The following is a 25,980-nucleotide window of genomic DNA, read 5'->3' on the forward strand; positions in this document are numbered from 1 at the left end:
GCAGCCCCGTGGAAGGCCACCCCGCCTATGCGGAACTCAGTAGTGAAACGACATAGCCGAAGGGTCGGCCCCGACCGATGATAGTGTGTGGGGCGGCCAGCGGTGGCTTTCCCATGTGAAAATAGGACATCGCCAAGCGCCAAATAAAAGAAAGCCCGATTCGAAAGAGCCGGGCTTTTTTCGTTTAAGTCCCTCAGCAGTGGTTAAAACGGCTCATTTCACCTTGCGCAAAAGAAGCGTACTCACTTCGCTCGTTGTCGCTAACCTTTTACACTTTACTTGCGCAAATTGAACGTACTCGCTTCGCTCACTGTCGTTACATTTTGCACGATGTCATCCTGAACTCGTTTCAGGATCTATGTTTTTGATGCTAGGTAGGTTTATCTTATTTGGTTACAGAAAAGAGACAGTCTTTATTTGCCAGACTCACTAAAAACGGTAAAAATGGTAAGGCTGTTAATTGGGCAGCAATAATAAGTTAAAGGATATAATTATGAAAATAAAATTGAATAAGAAACGCGTAAAAAATTTATCTAAGACATCAAATGAGCTAGCAGCCAAGCAAACGGCAGAAGTAGGTGGCGGAAATTTCGAGACTTACGGTATGTGTAGCTATGGGTGTGACACAGCTGTCTATTTAGGCTGTGTCACGGGGCGAGACTGTTATTCGTTTAACGGGCTTTGCCATAACCCGAATTAAACTTTTAAGGCGACGATTGTGTCGCCTTATCGATTTGGTGGCATGGATGTGAGCATACTGCCGCTGGCTGTTATTGGGGCTATCAGTATCCATTGATAAATTAGCTAGGCAAAAAATTTCCATGAAAACCCAGTGGGATTGCATTGTTCAGCCAAGCTCTACAAATTGGTCCATCAGCGACATGCTGTGCTCGAAAAATGTTTAAGCAAGTCCGCTTGCTTGGAATATGCAACGCAGTGCCAATTAGATAGCCACCCTTTGCGTTTTGGTTTTGATCTACCAATACGTGTTCTTCAACTAAAAAGTCCTTCCCATAGGTGTATAGATCTTGGCTGTCAGTATCTAGGTTAATGCGTCTTACACTGTCACTCCACACATCACTTTCAACTGATGAGAGTGTGAACAAGTCGCGATTTCTATACCCTGTCAAATGGCTATATACCCGTGGAAATTCACTTATTCCATCAATTTTATGCGATTTGGTTTTTCCGTTAGACATTAGAGAAAATAACACGGTTTGTGCCGGTGAAACGGGAATATTAACCTCTCCTCTCATCATAGATGCCATGTGATGTAAAACTGTACTATTTGGGTATAGACTCATATCAAAATGAATATTTTCTTGCTGGTCTTCCCAAGCATTGCCAAAGTGGAAAACAAAACCAGGATCTAACTCATAGCGTTTTGTGATCTTTAACGTATTTTTACTGATCACTAATACTTCCATCGGCTGTTGCGGGTGAAACTGAATAGATGAAAATAACCCCTCTGTGCTTAAGTCTCGTTTCAGCGAAGGGAGAACCAGCAGTATGTGGTTTTTGGTGATAAGGAAATCATGTACCATCCCACCTTTAAAGCCACTGTTTATCAACGCGACGTTTTTAAGAGCTCCTGCGGAGCTTAAATGATACAGCACAATATGCCCACTTTGCGCGTAGCCAAAATTCCAAATAGTCCCATCTTTTTCCAGCTTTGGATGTGCAGAAAAAGGAAGCCCTTTTAGGCTTTGTTCATACTGTGTATTTTTACCAATGTTGACCCGCCCTAGCGTATCTAAAGATTGGCTGTTTAGAGCTGTCGCAGAGCCAGCTTCCCAGAGTGCCCAAAGCTCACCGTTCACCGGTATGACGTTTGTATTGGCAGTGTTTATCGAATCTGGGTTCGCAATTGATTGGCTGTTTTGCAACTTACTGTCTGGACCTGAGTATAAAAATTTTCCAGCTTTTTCTTCTTGTTTAAACTTATCGGTTCGAATGAACTTTCCTTGGTGGTGAACCGTACCATTGCCGATATGGAATTGATGCACCATGCCGTCACCTTCGAACAGGTGTGTATAGCGCTGCCCGGCTCTTTGGTGAAGGCCTGGACCATTACGGTAAAATGATCCGGTTAAATCAGCAGGTAATTTGCCCTCCAATAATAATTTTTGTGGTCTGTAATTGGAATCGACACCGACCACACCGATAAGCTCTGGGCGTTTTTCCAATGCGGCCGTAAAGCGTTTTTGGTTTATTGTCATTATGTCTTCCGTGGCAAGAAAGTTACTCGCTAAACACGGATTAGAAATTGCGGCATGTGCCAATGGCGCTGCTAGCATACCTTTTAACAATTGTCGGCGTTCCATCGTCGGCTCCTTAATAGTGGATAGTGGTGTTTTCTATATTGCGACCTGAGTTTATGGCGATAACCATATCTCGGTAGCTAGGAGGGCCGAATTGGACGGTTGCATTATTTGAAAACCCTACGCCTTCTGTAGGAATACCAAATAAATTACTATCCAACTTTGCATTATTGTTGATGTCGTGAAAAAAACGAACAACATACTCACCGGCTTCTAAATTGCTGAAGTGGGCTGTGGTCTGCCCTTTTTGAGCTTTAATAATACTTGCGGTGTAACTTTGACCCTCTTTATAGTTTTGCTCACCTTTAAACAGCTCAATGTAAATCTTTCCTTCACTGCTATTGATATCAGCAATTCGTAGTTCTAATTCATTTGCCATTATTGGAGTGCTTAATAGACTAAGTGTCACTAGTAAGGCTTTCATTTTTTACCCTCTGCTGTTGTTATTTTCTGATGCGTAATTGCGCTTGTCGTTAAACAAGATAAAATGCGGATACCCTGTGAGCAATCTGGATTTCGCGGGGGGTGACAATTACTTCGTGAAACGGTCTGATTTATAAGGTGTCAAATTGGCGAATCGTGAAAATGATAAAAATATTCAATCAAATCAAAGTTTAACAAAATATTGGACGCTCCGAGATTTTTTCTCTGATTGCGTAGTTGTATTTGTGTTTGCCACTTTTTTAGCTTATTTAAAGCCATTTGGTATGGATAGTGTGAGCTTTGTTTATGCCCTTGGCTTTTGGCTGACAATGTGTTTTTTCGGTTATGCTTTGTATGCGCCAGCAATAAGGGTAGGAGACCGGATATTTGATGCCTATTTACCGATCTGGGCACGCCACAAACTGATAACGCTGGCTCTTTCAACCTTTTTAGCAAGCCTAGTAATGGGGTTGATCGCACCGTTTATTGTCTCGGCTTTCTTTTCTATGTCATCAGGCTATTGGGGATCTGTTGTTTCATCAATTATTGCCAGTGTGTTTATAGGTGGGATTATTACGGCGGCAAGCGCAGTCAAAACATATGTTAAATTGCAGCGCCAAGTGATCATTGAGCAGCAAGCAAAAATTGACACAGAACAAGCACAAGTAGGTGAACTGAAGGAGCGTAATTCAATTGAATTCATAAATAAACTCCCTATTGAAAAGCGCGGTTCGCTGTTGTGTTTACAAATGGACGACCATTACTTGAAAGTCATCACTGATAAGGGGGAGCACTTATTGTTGATGCGTTTCAAAGACGCCTTGTTGCAACTCCACGAGTTTCCGGGTTTTCAAACTCACCGCTCTTGGTGGGTTGCCAAAGAAGCCGTTGATTCCACTAAAAAAGATGGGAGGAAACTAGTTTTAATACTATCCAATGGGCTGGAAGTGCCTGTTTCTCAGACTTATATGCGTACTGCCAAAGCGCAACTTAACCTCCTGTAAGCCAATTCCCTCTATTTTATAGCGTCCTTACTTGATAGGGTGCGACTTGTGTCGCACTTTCTCGTGTGTTAAAGTGCGACATATGTCACAGGAGGAAGTATGTTAAAGCCAAACAACACAGAGTTAGTGATTCTAAAATTACTTTGGAAGCGTGAGCCAAGAACGGCCAGGGAAATTCATGATGAAATTGAGACAGAGTTTTCTTGGAGCTACTCGTCAACTAGGAAAACGCTTGAACGCATGGCAGATAAAGGGCTGCTCAATGTAGGAGAGCAAGGAAACAAAAAAATATTTACCGCGGCAGTTGAGAAGGTACCTACACTTGCTGTTTGTGCACAAGAGTTTGCTCAATCTGTTTTTGAGTTGGATGGGCCACTACCTGTTGCGATGTTTGCGGATAGTCGTCTTATTGAAGCTGAAGAGTTAGATGAGCTTGAATCTCTGCTTGATGAGCTAAATGGGAAGAGCAAAGAATAAGGCACAATGGCATGGATTGGACATTAGTAAGCCCCATCATGATGTTAGCTTTATGGCTATTAACGAGTTATCTACTGTTGAATGTGGGTAATTTGATAGTTCGTAGGTATCCATCTTCTCCGACAGTCTGGTGGGCAATATTAGTATTGTCGGCGATACCTATTTTACCATTTGGGTCTAGTTCTGAATTAGTACATATACCAAAAGTACTCTTAGAGCTCGGAGGCTATATTGAACAGCAACAGAGTCAATTACCACGTAATTTAGAACAAAGTACACTTTTATTTGCTGATACTTTATTTTATGGTGTGATTGCGCTTTATTTGGTTGTGGCCATTCGCAAGCTGTATACATTGTTTATCAGCTGGCGGAGCATAAATAAACTATTAGGTACATCTGAGCCTTTCAAGCAGTCCGTTACTTCGGTGCCATGCATTCAGCTTCCTATTAATTGTTCTCCTTTTGTTTTCGGTATTACTAACTGCAAAATTGTATTGCCCAATTACTTTTCTAAATTGGATAGCGAACAGCAATATAGTTTACTGTGTCACGAAGTGACTCATATACGTAATAAAGATCATTTGGCTTTAGTGGCATGGAGCATCCTCGGTTGCATTCTTTGGTTTAACCCTTTTGTAAAGCGAATGGAAAAGAGCTTTGTCCATGCTTTAGAGCTAAGGTGTGATCAGTTTACGGTGACACATTTTGAATTAAATAAAAAACACTATGCTGCAACCTTGGTGACTGCACTTAAACACTCTGTGAACACCCATTCTTTTGCAAGTGCAGCTAATTTTTCATCCGGTGCCTTGAGCTTGGCCGATTACAAACTCAGGTTACAGGAAATTATTCAGCCTCAATCCAATAAACCTGTTTATCTAATTATTTTGCTCTTGCTGCTCACGACTTTACTCGGCTTGGTGAATATAAAAGCCGCGCCCGCGCTACACGTAAATACCAGTCATTGGCACAACCCATTAGATAACTTTTGGGTGAGTTCGCACTATGGGCATATCTCTGAGTTTCGAAACTCAAAGGCGCATGGTGGCATTGATTTGGTTGCACCTGTTGGTGCGCCAGTAATGGCTGTGTCCAGCGGTACGGTTGTTATTGCTGATGCGAAAACCTTACCGTCACGGTATGGGAATGTGGTGCTCGTGCAGCATGAAAATGGTTATCAAAGCCTATACGCCCACTTAGATACAATTGAGGTAGAGAGGGGGACTAGGATACAAGGAGGCGGTAAAGTTGGGACGTTAGGCGCGACAGGCCGTGTTACAGGAGCACACCTTCATTTTGAGTTGCTATATCAAGAGCAGCGGATCAACCCTTTGGCAATTTTAGCACTAGAATAATCATGATAAAAAACGGTTTATTAATGGCTGCAGCTTTAGTTGTAGGGGTTGCTTGCACCTGTGAAAAAGTAGTGACCGCAACATCAGAGCCTGAAGAGTCTAAACTTCGCTCAACAGTTGGTGGGGCGCTGGCTGACGTTAATATTGGTACTAATGAGGCTAAGAAGCTTAAAAATATCACGAAAAGCTCAATTATAACCTTGAGGTTAGCTGCTGGAGAGAACTTGATAGGTGTATTGCGCCGCTATGACGTAAATACGCAGCAAGTGATGACTCTGATACGTGAAGTACAGCCGTGGTTGGATCTGAATAAGCTGACGACGGGAAAAGCAATCCAACTAACGCTCAACCAGCGAGGCTCATTAATCGCGTTTTCGATAGGTGTACGTTTTGCGACAATCTTAACGGCGACTTTAGAAGATGGAGATTGGCAAGTAAGAGAGTCAACTCTGGAGTCTGAGTTGGTAGACGAGCATATTCGAATTAATGTTGGTCGCAGTCTTTACAACAGTGCGTTAGACACAGGCGTTGCAGTGGATGTCATTCAAAGGGCTATTGCTGTTCTTTCTCATCGAGTGGACTTTCAAAGATCGCTCCAAGATACGGATGTATTTGAAGTGTTCTATCAGTCTACTCAGCTAATCGATACACACCCACTATCCAAAAAAAGTGAAGTGGACAAAGTAAACTTTATCAAGTTGACAGTATCAGGTGTACCTCATCCTTTATACCGCTATAGAGCAACAGGCGAATCGCAACATCGGTTTTACTATGCCGATGGACGACCAGTGCAGAGTTTTTTGCTTAAAACACCACTTAATGGGGCTAGGTTATCGTCTACGTTTGGGCGCAGAAAACACCCAATATTAGGTTACTCAAGACTCCACAAGGGGCTGGACTTTGGTGCTGCAATCGGCACGCCCATTTTTTCTGCCGGAGACGGCAAGGTGCTTAAAGCCAATTGGGGCGGCAGTTTTGGTAATCGCATTGTGATTAGGCATGCAAATGGATACCAGTCGTTGTATGCCCACTTGCAAGGGTTTGCTACGGGAATAAAAGCTGGGAATGAGGTGAGACAGGGGGAGGTAATCGGTTATCTGGGCAGTACAGGCCTGTCTCAAGCGCCACATCTACACTTTGAAGTTCACAAAGATGGGCGTGCTATCAATCCTTTGACGCTTAAGACCCATCGATATACTGCACGCAAACTTGCTGGTGCTAAATTGGAGGACTTTTCTAAAACCGTTGCGCGTATTGATGCGCAATTAGAACACAGTTATGCAAAAAGAAATGAGCCGTCACAACTCGTTTTTAATCAGACCCTCAAGGAGCATCAACACTAATGTATAAGCCGCTTTTTTTTACACTGAATGCAATCTTATTGACGTTTTTTACGCAAGTAAGTGCCAGCGAGCAGTTTGTTATTCAAAATACACAGACGTTGCAAATTACATCTGAATTTAACAAACAAAGTTATGAGCTGTATGTGCGGCTACCCAAGGGGTATAAAAAGTCAACACGCAATTATCCGCTTGTCTTGATCAATGATACAAGTTATTCCATTGCCACAGCCAGTGGGATATTACACTTAATGGAAGGTAGAGACATTGAAGAAGTCATTCTCGTCGGTATCTCTTACTCTAAAGGAACCAACCCGCTATTTAGCCGGACTCGGGACTACACGCCTACGTTTGCACCGAAAGAGACACAAGGGCATTCAAAAGCGGCTCAACAAGTATCCGGACAAGCAAACAATTATGTGAAATTTATAGACAACCAAGTGCTGCCACTAATAGCTAGTCAATTCCGTGTTGATAAAACACGAAAAACCTTTGTGGGCCACTCTTATGGTGGATTGCTTGGCACATACATTATTTTACATCAGCCAAGCTTGTTCGAGTCATATATATTAGGCAGTCCATCTCTATGGTATGACAATAAAGTTATATTCGAGATGGAGCAGCGCTATGCAAAGTATAACAGCGCTTTACCGGCCACTGTCCGTTACTATATTGGTGGCAAAGAAGGGAAAATGGTGACGGATCTGAAAACTTTTGTTGGTATTTTAGATAAACGCCAGTACAAAAACTTTGATTACCAATACAAAGTGATCCCCAATACCTCGCATTTTAGTGTGTTTGCTTTGTTGCTCACTGAGGGGCTAGTAGAGTTATACGGAAAATAATGACCTACCCTGTGCAGTACATGCTGAACAGCTTGACACTTTTTTATTATAGTAAACCTCTAATTATTCCTTTTTTCGCATATGAATGACGTACAATTCTGGTCGCATAGGACGTCATAGGGTTTAGATTGTGAAAAAGTGTCAATACAAATTTGTCCTCTCGTTTCATAATTTTGATGCGTATCACTCATTAAAAAATATCTTAAGTGAATGTTTATTAAGTACTAATTTATATCGTTGAGGTAGTAAAATACGGGTGATTATGAATATAACTATATATTTATAAAGAGATTTTCAACTTGTGGTGAAACTGTTTTGGTTGAATTGTCAAGGATTTCCTTGGTACACTTGATGTGTCGATATTTTTATGAATATTTACATATTTAGCATTATTGGCGTTGGTTTTAGTCCATCTTGTGCGTAAAACTTTAGTTGGGAATAGTTTGTTGCAAAAGGATAGTAATAGAGCTTCACTTGGGGAGTTTGTCGTGGATTTGGAGCAAGGCTTGCTCTTTCTAAACGGCGAAGAAATCTCGGTAGAACCTAAAGTCATGGAGTTGCTGCTGTACCTCTATCATTGCCGTGGTCGCTATGTCACGGTCGAGGAGTTGCATGAGCATGTCTGGGCAGATCGCGTGGTAACGGATACCGCCGTGCGTGGTACAGTGAAAAAGCTACGGGTAGCCCTTAAAGATGACGATTTACATAATCCTAAATATATAAAGTCGGTCGCAAAACGTGGCTATAAGTTAATTTGTGAGTCTTCTATACTGGATGAGTCGCGCGACGAGACGTTAACTCCCACAATTGAAGAGCCTGAAGCGGCACCGTCAATATCAGAGCGTACAACCCAACCAAAAAGCAACAAGCAACGCTATACGATTTGGTTAACCTGCGCTGTCATCATAGTAGTGACATGTATATATATTGTTATTCAACAATCCTCTAGTCGCCTCGATTTTATTGGCGAGAAATTGCTGACAGAGTACAAAGGGGAGAAAAAATCTGTAGCCGTGTCGTCGGATGGTCGTTTCGTGGCATTTACAGGTCGAAACCTAGAAAATGAATTAAGCCAAGTATACTTGTTGGATAAGCAAGATGACTCAGTCCGACAGTTGACTACTAAGGCAATCAATGCGCGATTTGTGAGTTTTGCACAGAATGATAAAGTTTTGCTCTTTAGCGACACCATAACAGGCGCATCTTCTCTCAAGTTATTACCGTTAACGGTATCAGATCCCGAAAGTGCCATGATCACCCTGTTTGATGAGCAATACCTTATTAGTGGTATTCAACCGGGGAGAGTTCCATCGGAAGTTATTGTACAGCTTGCGAATAAAGCTGAATCAAGATTGATGATATATGCAGTCGACCTTGAAACTTTGCAAAAAACTCGGCTTGTAGCCCCAAGTCATTCGGATCAATATATCTGGGGAGGCACGGTCTCACCAGATAAAAAAAAGTTGATGACAATAGTGATGAAACCGGATAGCTATCAGCTTGTGATATTAAACTTTGAATCACAACAAGAGCGAGTTCTCAGTGAAACAAGTGCACAGGTTCATGGTGCTGTTTGGTTGAATGATGAACAAATCCTTATGCTAGATAGGGACGCTCTAAATATTGTTGATGTTCACACCGGAGCTATGCAAGTTGTTTTGCAAAATCAAGGCGACTTAATCACGGATATAGCTGTTGATAATAATGGTGGTGTGGTTGCGATTAAAAAGTCGCAAGTTCGGGCTGATAGGTTGTACATTGAACGCTCTTTTGCTGATGCGGGTGCAGTAAGCCGGGTCATTGATACTGCACCGGAAGTTACATCCATGATGTTTGACCCTGAAAATGAAAATATGAGATGGGTACGAATTAAAAAAAATAACATCAATTATATCGCCCACCTCAATATCAACACCGAGCAGCAGACTATACACTACGAAACGAAGAAGCGGCTTGAACTTCTAGATTCAGCACCGAACAACAAGTATTTACTCGTCAAAGAAGGTCATAGGCTCGCAATATTTTCTGTTGAAAATAACCACATTCATTATTTAACCGCAGATTCAGGTTTAAGCAGTGATGGCGTATTCATTCGCAATGGCGAAGAGGTTTTGTTTGGTGTTCAAGTGGCAGGTGAGTGGGAGATACAAAGGTTCAATATTTCCACTTCTACGATAGATGTATTTCTACGAGGGTATATGTCTATCCGATCTTCAAAAAATGGGTTTGTAGCTGCGGACGGCAGTGGTGACCTTTACCATTTAGACTCAGACCTAAAAGTTTTAGAGGCAATGGAACATCGCATCGGTCTTCAGTTAATTACTCGTTGGCATGTTAAACAAAATTCTGTCATCTGGTCAGATTATGATTATTTAAAAAGTTATGTGCACCATGTGGATTTAGTAACGAAAAAGCATTCTGTCATTGAGGATTTGTTTTTGAGTATGTACCCAAGAACTTCTACAGATCATTTGGGCGAACACATTGTGTATCTATCCGTTCAGATAAACAACTCCGCAATACAGCAGTTGTATTTTGAGTAACCTTACAATGCTTTTTCTAGAAAGTAACTTTTAACTAAAGAAGAGAACTATTATGAACATCAATAAACTGTTGAGCTTTGCCTTTATTGCAGCGCTTACCTTAGGCCCATTGTATGTATTGAACTCGACTTCACCTGAGTTTTGTCATATAGGCAAAGAGTGCAGTGATCCTTATGGAAAAGGTGAGTAATTACCTTTTTATATATTTTTAAGCTTATGGAGTGTCAGCTTCCCCCTCTTTCTGAACTGGTTTACCAAGTCATATTCTCACTTACACGATTGAAATAATCACAATAATAAGTTTCTTAACTTTATGATAAATAAGCTTATTATTTAAGTTATAAAAAAACAATCGTTTAGTTGTTGGTGTTTGATACGTATTTCAATAACTTGGGTACCGCAGCAAGGAGTGGGCACTTGGTAGTGTGATTCGCCTCCAATGCTTTGTAAGGATGCAAAACTTTATTGGAGGCTGAATCGCTAAACTCTCTTAAGTCAGCAAGGAAGCTGTAGTCAGCCAGTGAAGAGTTAAAGCCATAGTCAGCCAGGATGCTGAAGTGAATCAGCCAGGACGCTGAAGTGAATCAGCCAGGACGCTGAAGTGAATCAGCCAGGACGCTGAAGTGAGTCAGCCAGGACGCTGAAGTGAGTCAGCCAGGACGCTGAAGTGAGTCAGCCAGGACGCTGAAGTGAGTCAGCCAGGACGCTGAAGTGAGTCAGCCAGGACGCTGAAGTGAGTCAGCCAGGATGCTGAAGTGAGTCAGCCAGGATGCTGAAGTGAGTCAGCCAGGATGCTGAAGTGAGTCAGCCAGGATGCTGAAGTGAGTCAGCCAGGATGCTGAAGTGAGTCAGCCAGGACGCTGAAATGAGTCAGCCAGGACGCTGAAATGAGTCAGCCAGGATGCTGAAATGAGTCAGCCAGGATGCTGAAATGAGTCAGCCAGGATGCTGAAATGAGTCAGCCAGGATGCTGAAAAGAGTCAGCCAGGATGCTGAAGTGAGTCAGCCAGGATGCTGAAGTGAGTCAGCCAGGATGCTGAAAAGAGTCAGCCAGGATGCTGAAAAGAGTCAGCTAGGATGCTGAAAGGTCGTAAATATACCTTAGGGCCTGATATGTTGTAGTTTAGCTAAAAAGGCAAAAGCCTCGAAAGCGAGTAGAAATAAAAGAAAAAGCCAGCTTAAAACGAGAAAAGTTTATTTCCCTTCTCACAAGCACGAGAGAAGACAGTTATTCCTAACAGGGTGTTACTGAGAGTTGAATCTGGGGATGTTTGCTAATTCAAGGAAGGCTGCCGAATTTGTGTTATTCCTTTTTTAAAGGGGTTGTCAAATAACTGCAAGGAGTGCAGTACTGGCTTTTATTCTTTTTACTAGCCGATTTCATAAATACCCCCTCTGTTACCATCTTTTATAAGTATGTGGATAATAAACAAAGTAATAGCTCTATACTGTGTAATTTTTTGCATATATGAAAAACATCTTTATTCACAATAAAAGCCCAAAAAAACAGCCTACAGCTGTGATAGCTATCAAAAGTAATGCACAACGAGATGTGATGTGGATATCCATAAATATTTTTGGCAGGCCTGAGAGAGTCAATCTGCCCTGAGTGAATTGAAATTATGGCGCGAAAGAGATCGTACGTCGTAGCGCCAAAAGTACCAAGGGCATCTGTTTTGCTGGTGGTTAAAACGTGGTAAGTGGCGCTGCTATAAGGAAATGACGGTTGCGAGCTCTGCATCATGCGAAAGGGGGCTTACTGTGAAGTACCAATGTAACTTGCACCTCACAGTAAACAGTGAGTGTGATTAGCTAGGCTTGCTATGGTCACTGCTTTTGGGCTTGCCGTGAGCTGAATGTCGCTTCCTATTTGGCCTCGATGCAGGCTTGCCGTTACGATTTTCATGCCTCTTTGTAGCATGCTGTTTTCTTTGTGGTTTCTTTCCCTTTTTAGGTTCTTTATCGGTTGTAGTTTCTTGCGCCAAGTCAGTTTGTGGTTGCTGCTTTTTTTTCGGCTTTTTAGGTTTTTTGGGTTTAATTGGGCGCGTATCTAGCGCCTTTTCTGGCACCGGATTTTGTGGTGCAAAGCCTGGCTCTTCAGCTCGCGGGATCAGTGCCCCAATAAAGCGCTCAATACCATATAAATCATCAGCATCAGCTGAAGTCACAAAAGAAACTGCAACCCCTTCGCTGCCGGCACGACCCGTTCGACCAATACGGTGCACATAGTCCTCGTAGGTATTCGGTAAGTCATAATTGACAACATACGGGAGTTCACTGATATCTAATCCTCGGGCAACAATATCGGTGGCGACCAAGACATTGACGTCACCACTTTTGAAACCGTTTAGCGCTTTAACCCTTGCTCCTTGTGATTTATTTCCATGTATCGCGGCCGCGCTGATATGGTTTTTCTCTAGATATGTGACCAATCGGTTTGCACCGTGCTTTGTTCGGCAAAAAACCAACACTTGCCGCCATTGCTTATTTAATATGAAATGGCTAAGCAGTTTATTCTTTTGAGACTTATCTAACGCATAGGCGCTTTGATTGACACTCTTTGCGGCAGTATTTTCAGCAGCGACAGAAATTTCAACTGGGGCGGAAAAAAGCCCTTTCGCGAGTGCTCGAATTGGTTCTGAGAAAGTCGCAGAGAACAGTAAATTTTGGCGCTTTTTAGGTAACAGGCTGATGATTTTTTTTAAATCGTGAATAAAACCCATATCTAGCATGCGATCGGCTTCATCTAGTACCAAAGCGCTTAGCTCAGTAAATTTGATTGCATTTTGCTGGTACAGATCAAGAAGTCTTCCAGGGGTGGCAATTAAAATATCAACCCCTTTTCTAAGGCGCATCATCTGTGGGTTTATTTTCACACCACCGTAGACAACGGTGCTGCGAATTCGTGTTCCAGTGCTGTATGTTTCTACGTTTTCTGCAATTTGAATCGCGAGCTCTCGAGTGGGTGCCAATACCAATATGCGTGCTTGGTTTGCGTGGGGTTGTTGCGCCTCAAGTAGCTGTTCGATAAGCGGTAAGGTGAATGCAGCGGTTTTACCAGTACCCGTCTGTGCCGCAGCCATCACATCCTTCCCCGCAAGAATTGCTGGAATTGCTTGCTGCTGAATAGGGGTTGGTGATTGGTAACCTTTTGATTGGAGTGTATTTAGCAATACTTGAGATAGCCCAAGTTGGGAAAAATTCATGCAAGTTCTCTTCTTTTTGGTCGGGATACTGCTCGACCTTAGCTTTGACTAGTTTGAGGCGATAGTGACACCATGAGAGAGCGATCATAGCAGAGTTGTGGTTTTCTGCCGAATGAATTATTGGCTGTGCCAAGTAAGTCATTACATTCTTTTCTTATTAGAACGCAGCGGTTTTGTGACTTTTATCTATACTTTCATGTGACAAGGATGAGAGGGGGTAAGTATGGATTTAGCACATCGTCACTCCGCTAAACTACTTCAAGGGTTAGTTGTTTTTTTTGGCTTTGGATTTACTGGGGTATTGGGCTTTATGCTCTATGCTGAACAACAAAGGTTAATTGCCCAAGAGTTTAACAAAGAATATTTATTGCGTGTTGATTCATTCAAACAAAGTGTACTGAGCAGATTAGCGACCTTGCATAGTCTGGCTATCTTATTTGAAACCCAAACACAGGTAAATAAATCGTTATTCAGACAAGTATCTGCTGGTCTACTTATTAATCATCCGGGTATCCAAGCTTTAGAGTGGGCACCACGCGTGCTGCACCAAGATCGCGCCGCATTTGAACAGCAAGGCTTAAGTCATTACTCTCACTTTTCAGTAACCGAGCGCGAGCAATCAGGAGTGATGCAACGCGCACAGCAGCGGGTCGAGTACTATCCAGTGCAGTTTGTTGAACCGTTGTATGGCAATGAAATTGCGCTTGGCTTTGACTTGCTATCTGATAGCCGTCGACAAGCGATACTTGAAGCGTCAAGAGATTTAGCTCTGCCTTTGGCAACATCGGGGATTAAGCTAGTGCAAGATCCTAAAGGCCATAGTGCTTTTTTGGCCATGCGGCCTGTATATCTAAACCAGCCAGTCACTGTCTTGGAAAAACGCGAGCATATTTTGGGGTTTGTGGTCGGTGTATTTAAAATACAAACACTGGTTTCGAACTCGAAACTGGGCAAAAGCGAAGGTGATATAGAGTTTGTGCTGGAGGATGTGACAATTGCCACAGAGCCACAGGAGCTGCATCGCCATGGTCAAATGCAAACACAACTTGTCCCAAACACTATATGGTTACAAGTGTGGGGCCGAGACTGGGCTATCAGCGCAGTGCCTTCGGCTCAATTTATCCAAAACAGAACCTCTGCGTTGCCATACATTGTTATCGTAATTGGTTTTTTCTTGACTGCACTGACTTTCCTATATGTACGTTTGTTATATCGAAGACAACTCGCCATTCAGCGTGCTGTGAGGGTCAAAACGTATGAACTAGACAAAGCCAATGCACAATTGCAGGTGTTGACTCAAATTGATGGCCTGACACAGGTGTCCAATCGCCGCTATTTTGACTTACAGCTACAGAAAGAGTGGCGCCGTGCTGCGCGTATTGCCAGCCCAATTAGTTTGTTGGTGATCGATATTGATTATTTCAAAGAATACAACGATCACTATGGTCATGTGATGGGGGATGAATGTTTACGGAGTGTAGCGCAAGCACTAAACGAGCTAGCACAGCGACCGTGTGACGTATTCGCCCGTGTAGGAGGCGAGGAGTTTGTGTTTATTTTACCTGATACGGAAAGAGTTGATGGGTTTTGCGACAAGTGCTTAGCTGTGGTTCAGGCGCTCAAGTTACGTCATCAAGGGTCGTCGGTGTATAAATATGTCTCTGTGAGCGTTGGTGCATGTGTTATGCGCCCTAGTAATGGTGAAAGTGAAGAGGTGTTGCTAACTCATGCTGATAGGGCAATGTATACGGCCAAAGAAACTGGCCGCAATTGCGCTAAAGTAATTAACCTTGTTAAGCCTAGTCCACCGCCTGTGTCAATGAGTGCGGTTGAATAGAAGGTTTGTTTGACTGAGATAACACTAAAAAACTCAATATCAATAGGTTACAAAGGAACCAAATATCTTTTATGACGAACTGCCCAGTACCTGTGAGTATCGTGGTCGCGCTTAGTGCGCCGGGTGTTGTAAACAAGAAGGTTTGCGTCATTAAGAACACTGTACCACAGCCAAGTACCGCAACTTTTAATAGCAAGGTGTGGCGTAGAATGATGGCCGCCATGAGTAATACCACAAAAAGTATGTCATAAATGCCGATTAAGTTAGAGGCCATTTGTACCGAAAAAAGTTGATACATCCACGACATAAATGGCGAGTTACTGACTAGCGGCTCAATGCCTTTGGCTTCTAACTCCATAAACTTCATACCGCCTATCCAAAGTAAAACGAGTGCAACAGGAAAGAAGTTAAGCCAGATGTGTTGAGTTGCACTGAATCTCTCACGGCAGAATAAGTAGGCTACGATAGGTAACAAAGCAAAGTATTTAATGATCCCTTGCCCTGAGCCGATTACTGGAAATCCACCATGAGCTTGGATCCATCTCGCTTCACCAAAAAGAGTGACTAAAAAGGCAATTGCGATAGTCACAATGCTGATCAGCGCTGCTTTTTTTAGTACCGGTTGTTGAAGAATGACCAAGGCGCTGGTGATAACAATAATTCCGCCTAGCAGTTGCGCTGAAAGCATATCGGAAATCGCAATATCCAAAGTATAAAATTGCAGTAAAGCGTGCACATAGCGGTCATTCCCACCGAGCATCATAGACAGTCCAAAAACAAACAGACTGAATGCGGTTAATCCAGTCACTATATTAAGAATCATTTTATGTTGCATACGAACTCCAGGAAAATTGATTAGCCTTAAAGACCGCATGCCATACATATATATTTCAATATTTTTTGAAAAAATAGATTTTAAGAGTCCTTCAGGTGCTTTAACCATCGTTTTTGAAAGGTGAAAAATTTCGCTAAATCAAATAACTTCTCTAAAAACCCTCCTTTAGTCTGGTTTTTGTGCGCTCTTCACACCACTTTATGTTGATTAACGTGATAACCTCCCACTCTTCAGAATATTTAATTCTAGGTATTTTGGTGATTAGGTATTGCATATCTCGACTGTGCTAATCAATTCCTGTGATTGAAGCGCATAAATAAAGAAAGGGTAATTGATAATGTTAAAACACTGTATTGGGCAGTTCACTCAATATGCGGTTGTTATATTGTTAGGCATATTTTCGCAAACGATTGCAGCTGACGAGTATCGTGTATTAGAGCGCGACGTTGCATCATCCGTTGTTTTCGATGGACAAGATGACTATGCAGAGCTGGTAAGTGACAAAAATGTCGACTTTGGCGGCAGTTTTACAATTGAAGCTTGGGTAAAGGTTGACAAAGTAACGCATTTTGCGCGATTGCTGGACTTTTTTAATCAAACTGGTAGCGACAATATAATTTTTGCGACGTCTATTGCTAAAACGGGCAAGCCTCGTTTTAGTATTTATCGCGATGGCCATGAAACAGTTGTTGATTCACCCAGGGCAATATCAATTGGTCATTGGACGCATCTGGCTGCAACCTTTGAGCGTGATACAAAAACAGCCAATTTATACATTAATGGGGCGCTGGTCGCCACCAATAACAATATGAATATACCGAGCTCACAAATGCGTCGACATCGTTATATAGGGCGCAGTGCTTGGAATGGAGATGCGTTATTTAAAGGTGCGATACATGACTTTAGGATGTGGAATGTAGCACGTAGTCAAAAACAAATTATCGCAAATAACCGCGCTGTATTTGAGGCTGGTACTCAGGGGTTGATTGCTAATTATCCGTTAAATATTAGCGATATAATGGGCGGTAGTGTGCGAGATCATGCAACGGGTGGAGATTACCTGCACCTGCACGGTGCGCAAGCTGGCACTGCTCGCTCTACGTCAGCAGATTATCCATTTACCGTACCACAGCTAAGCGTGCCACAAGACTATCGCGCAGTCACTGTATCTGGATTGCCAAAAGGGGTGAGCATTAAAGGTAATGCTTTGCTACCTAAGAAAAATAAAAATGGTACCTATATGCAGGTAGTCGATTTAAATGCATTGAAAAATGGGGCATTGTTACTCAACATTCCACAAGGTTTTTTCGGTAAATTCTCACTACAGGTGGAAGTCCACGCAGGCAGCATAAGTCCCTACGCAGTGAAACCTGTTCAGCAGTATGATTTTGTTTACATTGTACCGCCAAAAGACGATGACTTACTGTTTGCCAAAAGTGGCAGTATCGACTTTGGTGAGCCAATTGAACAAGTAACGCATCATAGTGATATCTACTGGGGAATTAACAAACGCGGCGTCGTTTATAGTCGTGCCAAAAATACCGAATGGAAAGTAGATACAGACGTTGATCAAGGGATGCGGTTTGTCAGTATCGGCAGTGACAAAGACGGGGGTATTTGGGCGGGCACGGATGATGGCAGAGTATACTTTCGAGACCGTTTCGATTCACCATGGCAACAAGTTGATGGCTTTTTCCCACAGTTGGCAGTACAGCCGAATGGCTATGTATGGGCTGCGGCAACCAATCAAAATGGAGAAGTCTATGTAAGAAATGGCCTTAAAGGTGAAATTAAGTTACATGGCAAAAAATCGTCCGGGGACTGGTTGACGCAAGATGGCTTTATGAGAAAGTTGGCCGTTGGCGCAGATGGCCAGGTTTGGGGAATTGATGCCGCTGGATACGTAAAAAATCGTTTTGGTATCTCGGCTCCATGGTACTTTACGCCTTCGGATGCGATTGATCCCAAAAAAGTAAAATCATTCGATGACAACGTACCTTTTGATCCTACAACCGATGTATTTGGCGACACGAGTAAAGCCGTACCAGTAAATGATCCGAACTTTATTCCCAGTTATGGTGGCGAATATGAGTTAAGTGCTAAAGCGAAAGAGATAGCCGTTGATAACGATGGTCGGGTATGGGTTGTTACTGAAAAAAATGACCGCTATGTGAGAGGTAGCGCAGAGCAGCCTTGGTACCTAGTGCAAGGAAAATACCGTGATATCAAGAGCAGCTTTGGTGTTGGTAAGGCCGTTCCGCTGAATGTAATCATCAATCCAAAAGTACGCAAAGATGCGACGGTGACCATTTCTGGACTACCTCACGATGTGGTTTTGCTGGATAAAAATAATCAGTATTTAATTCAGGGCGGCAGTATAGATTTGAGTGCGGATGATGCAACAGGTCTAAAGTTAGATGTGACGAACGCCCATCACGATTTTTATGTCAATGTTGAGCTAAATACACGCTATGACGGCAACCCAATATCGACACAGCAAAAGGTTTTTATAGATGATGCAGAGTTAGAGCGCAGTGTCAGTGGCGGGACTGTTTTCCAAGTAGCGGACAGCAGAAATAACTATACAGTTGAGAGAGTGGGTAACTCACTGGTGCTGACGTACCGTTACGACCCTACTCGTGTGACACGCTTATTGATGACCGATGTCGACTACATTCGTTTTACCGACAACGTGGTGGCCATCGCAGACTATTATAAAACTTACCAGCTACCTGCATCTGTTAACACTAGCCCTGGCAATATTGTGATGATAGCGGGTGTGCCTGCTGGAGCTGTAGTGAATAACTCAGTTGCTATGGGTAACGGAGTCTTTGCATTAATGGGTGATGAAATCCAATCCGGCGCTTTTTCAATTGATTTTCCAACAGTTGAGGTGGACAAAGCGGTTGAGCTGAAAGTGGGGGTGACTGCTGAAACCTCTGTTAGTAAGGAGTTGATTGGTGGTGCGCGTATTAATGGCTATGCAAATGCAAAAGCATATGCTGAAGCGGATGCAGAACTGTCATTTTCAGTGGGGCCCGATGGTGTAAATGCAGAAGCAAGGAGCTATATTGGTGCTGGCGCGGTTGCGACAGCTGGTGGTTCTGTTGAAGTTGACGGAGTGGGTTCAGCGTCGCAAGAATACAGCGCAGAAGTCACGGTTGATGCAGAAATTGAAGCGCAATTAACGATTGATAAAACCCAGATCTCTCAACATGTTAAATTGGGCACACAGGCAACAGTATCAGCCACAAGTACACTAGAAGTCGAGGTGGATTTTGTGCCGGGAACAAGTGCGACGACTGAAGGGACTGCAGCATTGACGGCCTATGCAAATGTTGAAGGCGATAGCCAACTTTGTTACGGCGATGGGTGTTATGGAATTTCTGGTTCTGCTGGCGCGGAAGCTGGGATAATGGCCACTGCTTCTGGCTATGCAAGCGGCTCTTTAGCTGGGGTTGGCGGTAACGCTGAAGGGGGTGTAGAAGCCGGCCTTGGTGTTGGGATCAACGCAGGAGCAACCGCAGGATATGAAGACGGTGAGTTAACCGTAGGGGTGTCAGGCGAACTAGCGGTATTGATAGGCCTTGATGTGGATGTCAACGTGGTCATTGATACCAACTCGGTGGCAGATACGGCTGATTTAGTTGGCAATGGTGTCATTGGGGGCCTAGAAGCTGTGAACTCCAATATGCTTACTGTGGACCAAGCTGTTACGCAATATTACGTGCCAGCTATTCGTTTTGTACAGACCAATATGTTGCCACTTGATCAAGCGATGGGGCAGTATGGTGTCTCTGCGCAGCAAGCTGTATTTAGCGGCATTATCAGTGTTGATGACGCCGTCAATAACTATGGCGCGAAGGCAGGAGACTTTGCTGGAACGGCATTTGATACCGCCAAAGATAAGGCTGAAGATACTGCCAAAGATGCCTACAATGGTGCCAAACACTTCATTTGCCATATCTTTTGTTAAATAAAGGCGATATAAACCGATAAAACGCGGCCCTTGCCGCGTTTTTTGATCATATCCAAGCGAAAACGGAAGTGCTGCTTGGGGGTTAAGTTATGTAGATTTAAATACTTAACCGGTTCGCTTACTTCGTTTTTGTGCCATTCAATATCGTTTGATATTCGCCGCTGTGTATTATTTTTTGCATGCCATCGTTAAAGATCTTCAGGAGCTTTTCAGAGGTCGGCTTAGTTCTAGGAAACAGCAAATGTAGCGTTCCAGTCATTAGCGGGGTGGAATGATAACTGAGCACGTGTTTATCATTGGGATACTCTTGTTCCAGCAAATAATTAGCTGGGAGCAGGCCCATTGGAAACAGGTCAATTCTGCCTTTTATCAGCATTGACAGATTTTGCTCATCGCGTGTCATGATGCTTATATTGAGTAGTCCAGTACTGGCAAGCTGCCAAAACTCTTGAGTATAGCTGTACCCTCGAGTAGCACCTATGCGGTATTTGTCTAACTCTTCTAGGCTTTGCCATGGCGGTATTGGATTATTTTTGTTGTAAAAAAACACCGCTGTTTCTTCATACAGAGCAGTACTGCACAAGTAGTCGCGTTGCCTTTCAGTGGTGCAGTACCAATACGCAGAAGCGTCATAGCGCACCTTTTCTGACTCTTTGAAGCTGCGCGCCCAAGGCATAAATACAAACTTCACTTTGATCCCCTGCTGCGCAAACGCTTTACGAATGATTTGCGGAACCAGACCTTGTTCGACAAGTTGAACTCCTGAATAAGGCGGGTACTCACCTATGGTGATCGTCAATGTTTGCGCATAGCTCATATGGCCGCTTGCAAAATAGACTAAAATAACGAGGATCAAAGGGCGTGTTAGTCGCTTGATTTGCATCATAAGTTAAATACGCTATGTGTTTGGGTTGGTTGCAGTGAGTGCTGCCATTAGGTCTTGTTGCGTAAACGGTTTGGTTAAATACCCATCAGCGCCTAATTCAAGGCATTTTTGCTGAGTGGCTTCGTACGCATCAGCGGACAGCATGATGATCCGAGTTGAATTGGTGAGCGACATGGTATTTAGCAAGGCGAGCACTTCATAACCATTCATTTTTGGCATATTAATATCTAGTAAAATTAAGTCGAATTGTTCAGATGTATTAATTACTTGAAGCGCTTCATAGCCATCGGAAGCTTGCTCAATTGTGGTGCAGAACGCGGCAAGCATCTTGTTGGTAATGACCAAGTTTAGCGCATTGTCATCGACCACAAGTACCCGTTCAATCGTGGGCATATTCAACTCTGACTGTGTGGGTTCAGGCCCGTGCTGTGGCGGCAATTTATCAGCTGGCATGGTTATATTTACTTGCGTGCCCACGCCCAGCTGAGACTCAAATTTGAGTTGATAGTTTAGTAGCTCACACAATTGCGCGACGACTTCAAGCCCTAATCCGCTGCCACTGACCATTCCTTCATAAGAGCTCACTTCTTGCTTGTATGCTTGAAAAATAGTGTCGACATCTTTGATACCGATTCCGGTATCAATGACGGAAATTGTGCAAGTATGTGCTTTGAGTGTGGCACTTAGCGTCACTGACCCAGATTTGGTGTACTTGATAGCGTTGCTGACCAAATTGCTCAAAACCTGTGTCAGGCGCACTTTGTCCGTTTTTACAAAGACATGTTGGGCATTATTGGTATCGATTTCCAGTGTTAGGCTTTTCTCTTTGGCCGCTGCATCGTATAACTCACGGATATGACTAAATACGTTATCTAAAGCGACTTTTTCTATACTTGTTGAGAGCTTTTCAGCATCTAGTTTTGCCAGTGTTAAAATGTCATTGAGCAAGGATTGTAATTGCTCACCACAGCTTAATATGGTGCTAATATCTTGCGCTATTTTTTCATTGTTAACTGCACTTTTGAGGGTGCCTGCGATACCTAAAATGCCAAACAGCGGAGTGCGGATCTCGTGAGACATACGAGCAAAGAACTGTTCTCTGGCTTCAAGTGCTTCAATTGCACGGCGCTCACTTTCTTTAATTTCCGTGATATCAATATGCGCCCCAATCATTCTAATCGGGTGGTTGTTGTCATCTCGAATGATCAGGCCACGGCAACGGATCCAAATTGTTTTTCCTGTTGCATGTGTATAACGAACGACTTGATCGTAGGGGTAGCTTGGATCGGCTTTGTGTTTTTCGAAGTTTTCAAGTGCTAACTTTAGGTCGTCTTGGTTGATGATATTTTGCCATTCAGATACTTCATGTTTTTTGGTCTTCGGGTCATACCCCAAGGTTTGCCAAAGCTTTGGGCTCATCCATTCTTCTTCCGGGTTTTCAAGGTCCCAATACCAAAAGCCATCCAGAGCTGATCCCGCCACAAAATTGAAAATTTCTGGATGCTTTTGTAGCTTTGCGTACAGTTCCTTTTCTAGTCTGTGCACAAGGCCCCTCCAAAGTTAGACTAGTTGCTACTACTAGTATAGTCACAACATAATTTGGCTGCGTGACTATTGCATGTTTAATATACAGGGAGACCGGGTTTTACATCAATATATTGCATGTTGGCTGTTTACAAGGAAATTTGCGTAAAACTGCCATATAAATATCATTTTTCTCTTGTACAGTGAGCTATATTAAAGTATGCTGACCAACTTGCTTATGAAACTCACAAACATAAGCAGTAATATGTCTTACCTTGATCCAGTCAGTCATAGTTTTAAAGTTAGCGCCTTACTGCGTCTGTTTTGAAATTATCAAATGTGCAACCATGCAATACCATGGTTATAAATGCCGCCACGAAGTGGGGCAACGATTCAGCAGACCTTAATAAGGCATCATGTAAATAAATATCCGTGCAGTAATACTCTGCAATGAGATATTAAAGTTAAAAATGAGCGTTTTATTATGTCTTACTTATACCAAGGACAGCAGGTAGCGATCACGTTACCAGTCCATTCAATTTCTATGAATAAATGCCGCATGGCGGTTAAACATCAAGATGGCTTGAGCTATATTGATTTTGCCAATTCTGCCGATGCAAAAGGCTTTCTAAACTGGCTGGGTAGCGCGAACTAACCCAGCATATCCTTGCTTTGTTGGCATTGCGTTTTTTCCAATAAGCCGTTTATGGTTTCTCGCAAAGCGGTTTCAGGCATAAAGCCAATATGATAAGTCTCGAGCGTTCCTTCGCTATCTAAAATAAATAGTTGGGGTGTACTTTTTACCGCCAGAGACTGAGAAAGTCTATTTGGAAAAGTGGTTATGGCAAATGGGCTCTGGTAACGCTTCATTTCTCTTTTCAGTACATGTTTGTCACCGCCAGTTGCCATCATCATAGCTATGAGCTTCTGACAGTGTTTTGGTTGTTGCTTAATCATGCGAGCGAGTAGCTTGTGCTGTTTTTTACACCAGCTGCACTGAGGTTGAACAAGTAAAAGTGCTAAAACTTGACCGCGATATGCCGCGAGGGTTGAAGGCGCGTCCGGTGTTATCGGTGTGAGCTTAAGCTGATAGAAAGGGCTTGATGCCATGGCACCCATCGGCGCCAATAGCAATATCATCAACACACAAACGTGTTTAAAAGTCATAGTCAAACCCTAAATACGCAAGCCGACCTCGCAGCGGTGCGTAGATAAAAGTGACGTCATAACCTCCTTCACTATCAAACAAAAGCGGAGACTCTTCGTCGGCTGCTTGACTGCAGTCAAGCGCATTGTTCATACCAACATAAAGCTTAATGTCATCTGAGAGTGCATAGCTGACTTTAAAGTCCAATATGCCGTAGCTTGATACGTCAGTCTTTTTAGCTTGTTGTGCTTGTGTATCGTTAAACCCTTCATACCCATAATCACTCAAATCGCGACTCGGTACAAAAAGGTAGTTTGCGTTCACAGTCCAATTTGCCTGTGCAAATTCAAGGTTCACGCTGGCGCGTTTTTCTGTCGGCGCAATGCCAAAAGAAGACTTAAAGACGCCATTGTAACGGTAGTTTTCAATACTGGCGCCCAGTTGCAGTTGCTCCAGTAATTGATAATTTACAGCGAGATCCCAAGCCCACACATCCGCTTGTTCCGTCAGCTGTCCAAGCACAGGTGTGCCCGCTTCATTGTGGGAGAGTGATGCCAAGTTATCTACTTGGGTATATGCTATAGACAGAGTCGCGTTGATCTTATTTGCGCTGTGGTTGAGTGAATAGTTGTAGCCAATTGAGCGTTCAACATCGTGTACATCCACTAGGTATCCTTTTTCGGCATCTAAAATTCCATGATCACTTTCAAAGAACGACAAAGGAGCGCGATAGCCTTGACCTACAGACAAGCGCGAGGTCCAGTTTTCGTGATGAAACCAGCGCATATCGATACGCGGTGAAACCAGCGTTTCATCTATTTCGTCATCGTTGGCTCGGTTGGCGATAAAATCTGCTGTGATGCGATCAAACCTAACTGCTAGCGCCAGCTCAAAATCAATGGAGGGAGTGTATGTCTCTTGGATGTACAAACCAGACACGGTGTAATCGAAACTATCAGACATATAAAGTGGATTATCTGCGAGCGCGGCACTGTGGCTACGCATCTGCTCATCTCGATGATCCATACCTATGGTGATAAGGTGCTGATCGTTTAGGGCGTAGTATAATTTTGCCGTGACAAACTGCATATCATCTTTGGCCCAATAATCGATGCTTTCATAGAAAGAATCTTGGATGTGTTCAACGTTGGCATAGCTGATATCCAGTGTCAGCTCATCATTGATGCTGTGTAAAATGGAAAACAGCCACTCTTCTCTTTGCGTATCGACCCACTCAGCAGTTTCCCAAGGGTGGCCAGTATATCGGCCATCCACGGTATTGTCAGAGAATAGGCTTGCTGCTTCACCGCGATTTACGCTGGCCAATGTTTCTGCAATTGAGCTGGTGGTATCGCCAAGCACAGGGCCGCCAAAAACTTCGGAGATACTGCGCCCATAGCGGATTTTGACAGAAGTGTCTAAAGACAGATCATGGCTTAGGGTAATGGCGATAGATTGATTGTCGAGCATTGGTGATTCGCTGACGCCATTATTGTCTCCATCAAATTGATCGCGAGTGTCCTGCTGAGCAATGGCACTGATGGTACTACGTTCATCTTCACTGACGCCCATTGCGACCATGGAAACTTTTCTATATCCCTGATTACCTGTTGCCATTTCCAGTTCAGCTGCATTTTTATTGGGCTTTTGCGAGACTAAATTGACTGTGCCACCTATCGCTTCAGGTGCGGTGAGCGATGCACCTGCGCCTCGCGCGATTTCAATGGTACCAATCCCAGCCGTAGCAACACTGTCCATACCGTAAAAACCAGATAGCATGGTATGCATGGGGACGCCATCGATAAGAACATTGGTGTGTTCGCCTTTCATTCCGTTGATCATAACGCGCTTTGCGCCACACATTGAACATTCGTTCGAAACCCTGATCCCAAGCGCCTTATCTATTGCTTCCGTTAAATTTGAAGCTTGCATATTTTTTAATTGCTTAGCATCAATCAATTCTGTTTTCGCGATACTGTCTTTCAACACGCCACGTGATTGAAGGCGAGCTTGAACGCCCTGCACTTCGATGTGTTCAAGTGTGTTTTGAGCTGTTGATTTTGCTAGAGCTATCGGACTGCTTAGCAGTAGCGTGGCTAAGAGAGAAGGATTCAGGTAATTCACGTGTTGTTATTTTATGTATGATAATGATTATCATTTATATTAAGCTTTTATCACTTTAGACTGCAAGCAATAATTTATTTTTATTGTTGTGATTAGAATGTTCTTTTGTAGGTCTAGATAAGCATAAAAACAGA

At 43.2% G+C, this 25,980-nt stretch carries 19 protein-coding genes; 11 read left to right on the forward strand and 8 right to left on the reverse strand.

Annotated elements, in window-relative coordinates; translation table 11 throughout:
* The first annotated feature begins 493 nt into the window (after positions 1 to 493).
* Entirely contained in the window at positions 494 to 700 is a 207-nt protein-coding gene (locus QNM18_RS24385; RefSeq protein WP_211013578.1) for a hypothetical protein, read from the forward strand.
* A gap of 100 nt (positions 701 to 800) precedes the next feature.
* Here QNM18_RS24385 and QNM18_RS24390 read toward each other — a convergent pair whose 3' ends face one another.
* Together QNM18_RS24390 and QNM18_RS24395 are read right to left on the reverse strand one after the other, a co-directional pair.
* Positions 801 to 2,324 carry a carotenoid oxygenase family protein gene (locus QNM18_RS24390; RefSeq protein ID WP_284138675.1) on the reverse strand — a complete coding sequence of 508 codons (1,524 nt, stop codon included), beginning with the start codon at positions 2,322 to 2,324 and terminating at the stop codon, positions 801 to 803.
* Positions 2,325 to 2,334: 10 nt separating this feature from the next.
* Positions 2,335 to 2,745 carry a DUF2141 domain-containing protein gene (locus QNM18_RS24395; RefSeq protein ID WP_211013576.1) on the reverse strand — a complete coding sequence of 137 codons (411 nt, stop codon included), beginning with the start codon at positions 2,743 to 2,745 and terminating at the stop codon, positions 2,335 to 2,337.
* Between the two features lie 145 nt (positions 2,746 to 2,890).
* Here QNM18_RS24395 and QNM18_RS24400 point away from each other — a divergent pair, with 145 nt between their 5' ends.
* The 7 genes from QNM18_RS24400 (at position 2,891) to QNM18_RS24430 (ending at position 10,498) form a co-directional block, all read left to right on the forward strand.
* Positions 2,891 to 3,748 (forward strand): LytTR family DNA-binding domain-containing protein, encoded by an 858-nt coding sequence (locus tag QNM18_RS24400; protein ID WP_284138676.1) that lies wholly within the window; start codon positions 2,891 to 2,893, stop codon positions 3,746 to 3,748.
* 99 nt (positions 3,749 to 3,847) lie between these two features.
* On the forward strand, positions 3,848 to 4,225 hold the full coding sequence (locus QNM18_RS24405; protein ID WP_284138677.1) for a BlaI/MecI/CopY family transcriptional regulator: 378 nt from the start codon (positions 3,848 to 3,850) through the stop codon (positions 4,223 to 4,225).
* Between the two features lie 11 nt (positions 4,226 to 4,236).
* Entirely contained in the window at positions 4,237 to 5,580 is a 1,344-nt protein-coding gene (locus tag QNM18_RS24410) for a M23/M56 family metallopeptidase (RefSeq protein ID WP_284138678.1), read from the forward strand.
* A gap of 2 nt (positions 5,581 to 5,582) precedes the next feature.
* Positions 5,583 to 6,923, forward strand: coding sequence for a M23 family metallopeptidase (locus QNM18_RS24415; protein WP_284138679.1), 1,341 nt, complete (start codon positions 5,583 to 5,585; stop codon positions 6,921 to 6,923).
* Positions 6,923 to 7,765: an alpha/beta hydrolase gene (locus QNM18_RS24420; RefSeq protein ID WP_211013571.1), complete on the forward strand. Its 843-nt coding sequence runs from the start codon at positions 6,923 to 6,925 to the stop codon at positions 7,763 to 7,765. Before QNM18_RS24415 ends, QNM18_RS24420 begins: the two co-directional genes overlap by 1 nt.
* Positions 7,766 to 8,181: 416 nt before the next feature.
* Entirely contained in the window at positions 8,182 to 10,308 is a 2,127-nt protein-coding gene (locus tag QNM18_RS24425) for a winged helix-turn-helix domain-containing protein (RefSeq protein ID WP_284138680.1), read from the forward strand.
* Positions 10,309 to 10,360: 52 nt separating this feature from the next.
* The gene (locus QNM18_RS24430) at positions 10,361 to 10,498 is read left to right on the forward strand and encodes a hypothetical protein (RefSeq protein WP_211013569.1); all 138 of its coding nucleotides are present in this window, start codon (positions 10,361 to 10,363) and stop codon (positions 10,496 to 10,498) included.
* 1,618 nt (positions 10,499 to 12,116) lie between these two features.
* Here QNM18_RS24430 and QNM18_RS24435 read toward each other — a convergent pair.
* On the reverse strand, positions 12,117 to 13,514 hold the full coding sequence (locus QNM18_RS24435; protein WP_284138681.1) for a DEAD/DEAH box helicase: 1,398 nt from the start codon (positions 13,512 to 13,514) through the stop codon (positions 12,117 to 12,119).
* Between the two features lie 223 nt (positions 13,515 to 13,737).
* On the opposite strand from QNM18_RS24435, the gene QNM18_RS24440 reads away from it, so the two are divergent.
* Complete coding sequence (locus tag QNM18_RS24440; RefSeq protein ID WP_284138682.1) at positions 13,738 to 15,351, forward strand: diguanylate cyclase domain-containing protein; 1,614 nt, start codon at positions 13,738 to 13,740, stop codon at positions 15,349 to 15,351.
* On the opposite strand, the gene QNM18_RS24445 is transcribed toward QNM18_RS24440, so the two are convergent.
* Positions 15,314 to 16,186 (reverse strand): DUF417 family protein, encoded by an 873-nt coding sequence (locus tag QNM18_RS24445; RefSeq protein ID WP_284138683.1) that lies wholly within the window; start codon positions 16,184 to 16,186, stop codon positions 15,314 to 15,316. The two genes, QNM18_RS24440 and QNM18_RS24445, sit on opposite strands and share 38 nt — an antisense overlap.
* A gap of 337 nt (positions 16,187 to 16,523) precedes the next feature.
* Here QNM18_RS24445 and QNM18_RS24450 point away from each other — a divergent pair, with 337 nt between their 5' ends.
* On the forward strand, positions 16,524 to 20,162 hold the full coding sequence (locus QNM18_RS24450; protein WP_284138684.1) for a LamG-like jellyroll fold domain-containing protein: 3,639 nt from the start codon (positions 16,524 to 16,526) through the stop codon (positions 20,160 to 20,162).
* Positions 20,163 to 20,283: 121 nt separating this feature from the next.
* On the opposite strand, the gene QNM18_RS24455 is transcribed toward QNM18_RS24450, so the two are convergent.
* Together QNM18_RS24455 and QNM18_RS24460 are read right to left on the reverse strand one after the other, a co-directional pair.
* Complete coding sequence (locus QNM18_RS24455) at positions 20,284 to 21,051, reverse strand: substrate-binding periplasmic protein (protein WP_284138685.1); 768 nt, start codon at positions 21,049 to 21,051, stop codon at positions 20,284 to 20,286.
* Between the two features lie 12 nt (positions 21,052 to 21,063).
* Entirely contained in the window at positions 21,064 to 22,596 is a 1,533-nt protein-coding gene (locus QNM18_RS24460) for a hybrid sensor histidine kinase/response regulator (protein ID WP_211013214.1), read from the reverse strand.
* A 463-nt stretch (positions 22,597 to 23,059) separates the two neighbouring features.
* Here QNM18_RS24460 and QNM18_RS24465 point away from each other — a divergent pair, with 463 nt between their 5' ends.
* Positions 23,060 to 23,230 carry a hypothetical protein gene (locus QNM18_RS24465; protein WP_023400276.1) on the forward strand — a complete coding sequence of 57 codons (171 nt, stop codon included), beginning with the start codon at positions 23,060 to 23,062 and terminating at the stop codon, positions 23,228 to 23,230.
* Here the strand turns inward: QNM18_RS24465 and QNM18_RS24470 are convergent.
* Both QNM18_RS24470 and QNM18_RS24475 read right to left on the reverse strand, forming a co-directional pair.
* Entirely contained in the window at positions 23,227 to 23,742 is a 516-nt protein-coding gene (locus QNM18_RS24470) for a TlpA family protein disulfide reductase (RefSeq protein WP_284138686.1), read from the reverse strand. The two genes, QNM18_RS24465 and QNM18_RS24470, sit on opposite strands and share 4 nt — an antisense overlap.
* A complete protein-coding gene (locus tag QNM18_RS24475) occupies positions 23,732 to 25,846 on the reverse strand; it encodes a TonB-dependent receptor plug domain-containing protein (RefSeq protein WP_284138687.1) in 2,115 nt (704 codons plus the stop codon). The genes QNM18_RS24470 and QNM18_RS24475 overlap by 11 nt, the downstream gene beginning before the upstream one ends.
* Positions 25,847 to 25,980 lie beyond the last annotated feature (134 nt).

It is taken from the genome of Pseudoalteromonas obscura, assembly GCF_030135505.1.
Classification (GTDB): Bacteria; Pseudomonadota; Gammaproteobacteria; order Enterobacterales; family Alteromonadaceae; genus Pseudoalteromonas; species Pseudoalteromonas obscura.

Coding starts and splice junctions, on each gene's coding strand:
- QNM18_RS24385 (WP_211013578.1), top strand. CDS start 494: ATGAAAATAAAATTGAATAAGAAACGCGTAAAAAATTTATCTAAGACA.
- QNM18_RS24390 (WP_284138675.1), bottom strand. CDS start 2,324: ATGGAACGCCGACAATTGTTAAAAGGTATGCTAGCAGCGCCATTGGCA.
- QNM18_RS24395 (WP_211013576.1), bottom strand. CDS start 2,745: ATGAAAGCCTTACTAGTGACACTTAGTCTATTAAGCACTCCAATAATG.
- QNM18_RS24405 (WP_284138677.1), top strand. CDS start 3,848: ATGTTAAAGCCAAACAACACAGAGTTAGTGATTCTAAAATTACTTTGG.
- QNM18_RS24410 (WP_284138678.1), top strand. CDS start 4,237: ATGGATTGGACATTAGTAAGCCCCATCATGATGTTAGCTTTATGGCTA.
- QNM18_RS24415 (WP_284138679.1), top strand. CDS start 5,583: ATGATAAAAAACGGTTTATTAATGGCTGCAGCTTTAGTTGTAGGGGTT.
- QNM18_RS24420 (WP_211013571.1), top strand. CDS start 6,923: ATGTATAAGCCGCTTTTTTTTACACTGAATGCAATCTTATTGACGTTT.
- QNM18_RS24430 (WP_211013569.1), top strand. CDS start 10,361: ATGAACATCAATAAACTGTTGAGCTTTGCCTTTATTGCAGCGCTTACC.
- QNM18_RS24435 (WP_284138681.1), bottom strand. CDS start 13,514: ATGAATTTTTCCCAACTTGGGCTATCTCAAGTATTGCTAAATACACTC.
- QNM18_RS24440 (WP_284138682.1), top strand. CDS start 13,738: ATGGATTTAGCACATCGTCACTCCGCTAAACTACTTCAAGGGTTAGTT.
- QNM18_RS24445 (WP_284138683.1), bottom strand. CDS start 16,186: ATGCAACATAAAATGATTCTTAATATAGTGACTGGATTAACCGCATTC.
- QNM18_RS24450 (WP_284138684.1), top strand. CDS start 16,524: ATGTTAAAACACTGTATTGGGCAGTTCACTCAATATGCGGTTGTTATA.
- QNM18_RS24455 (WP_284138685.1), bottom strand. CDS start 21,051: ATGATGCAAATCAAGCGACTAACACGCCCTTTGATCCTCGTTATTTTA.
- QNM18_RS24465 (WP_023400276.1), top strand. CDS start 23,060: ATGTCTTACTTATACCAAGGACAGCAGGTAGCGATCACGTTACCAGTC.
- QNM18_RS24470 (WP_284138686.1), bottom strand. CDS start 23,742: ATGACTTTTAAACACGTTTGTGTGTTGATGATATTGCTATTGGCGCCG.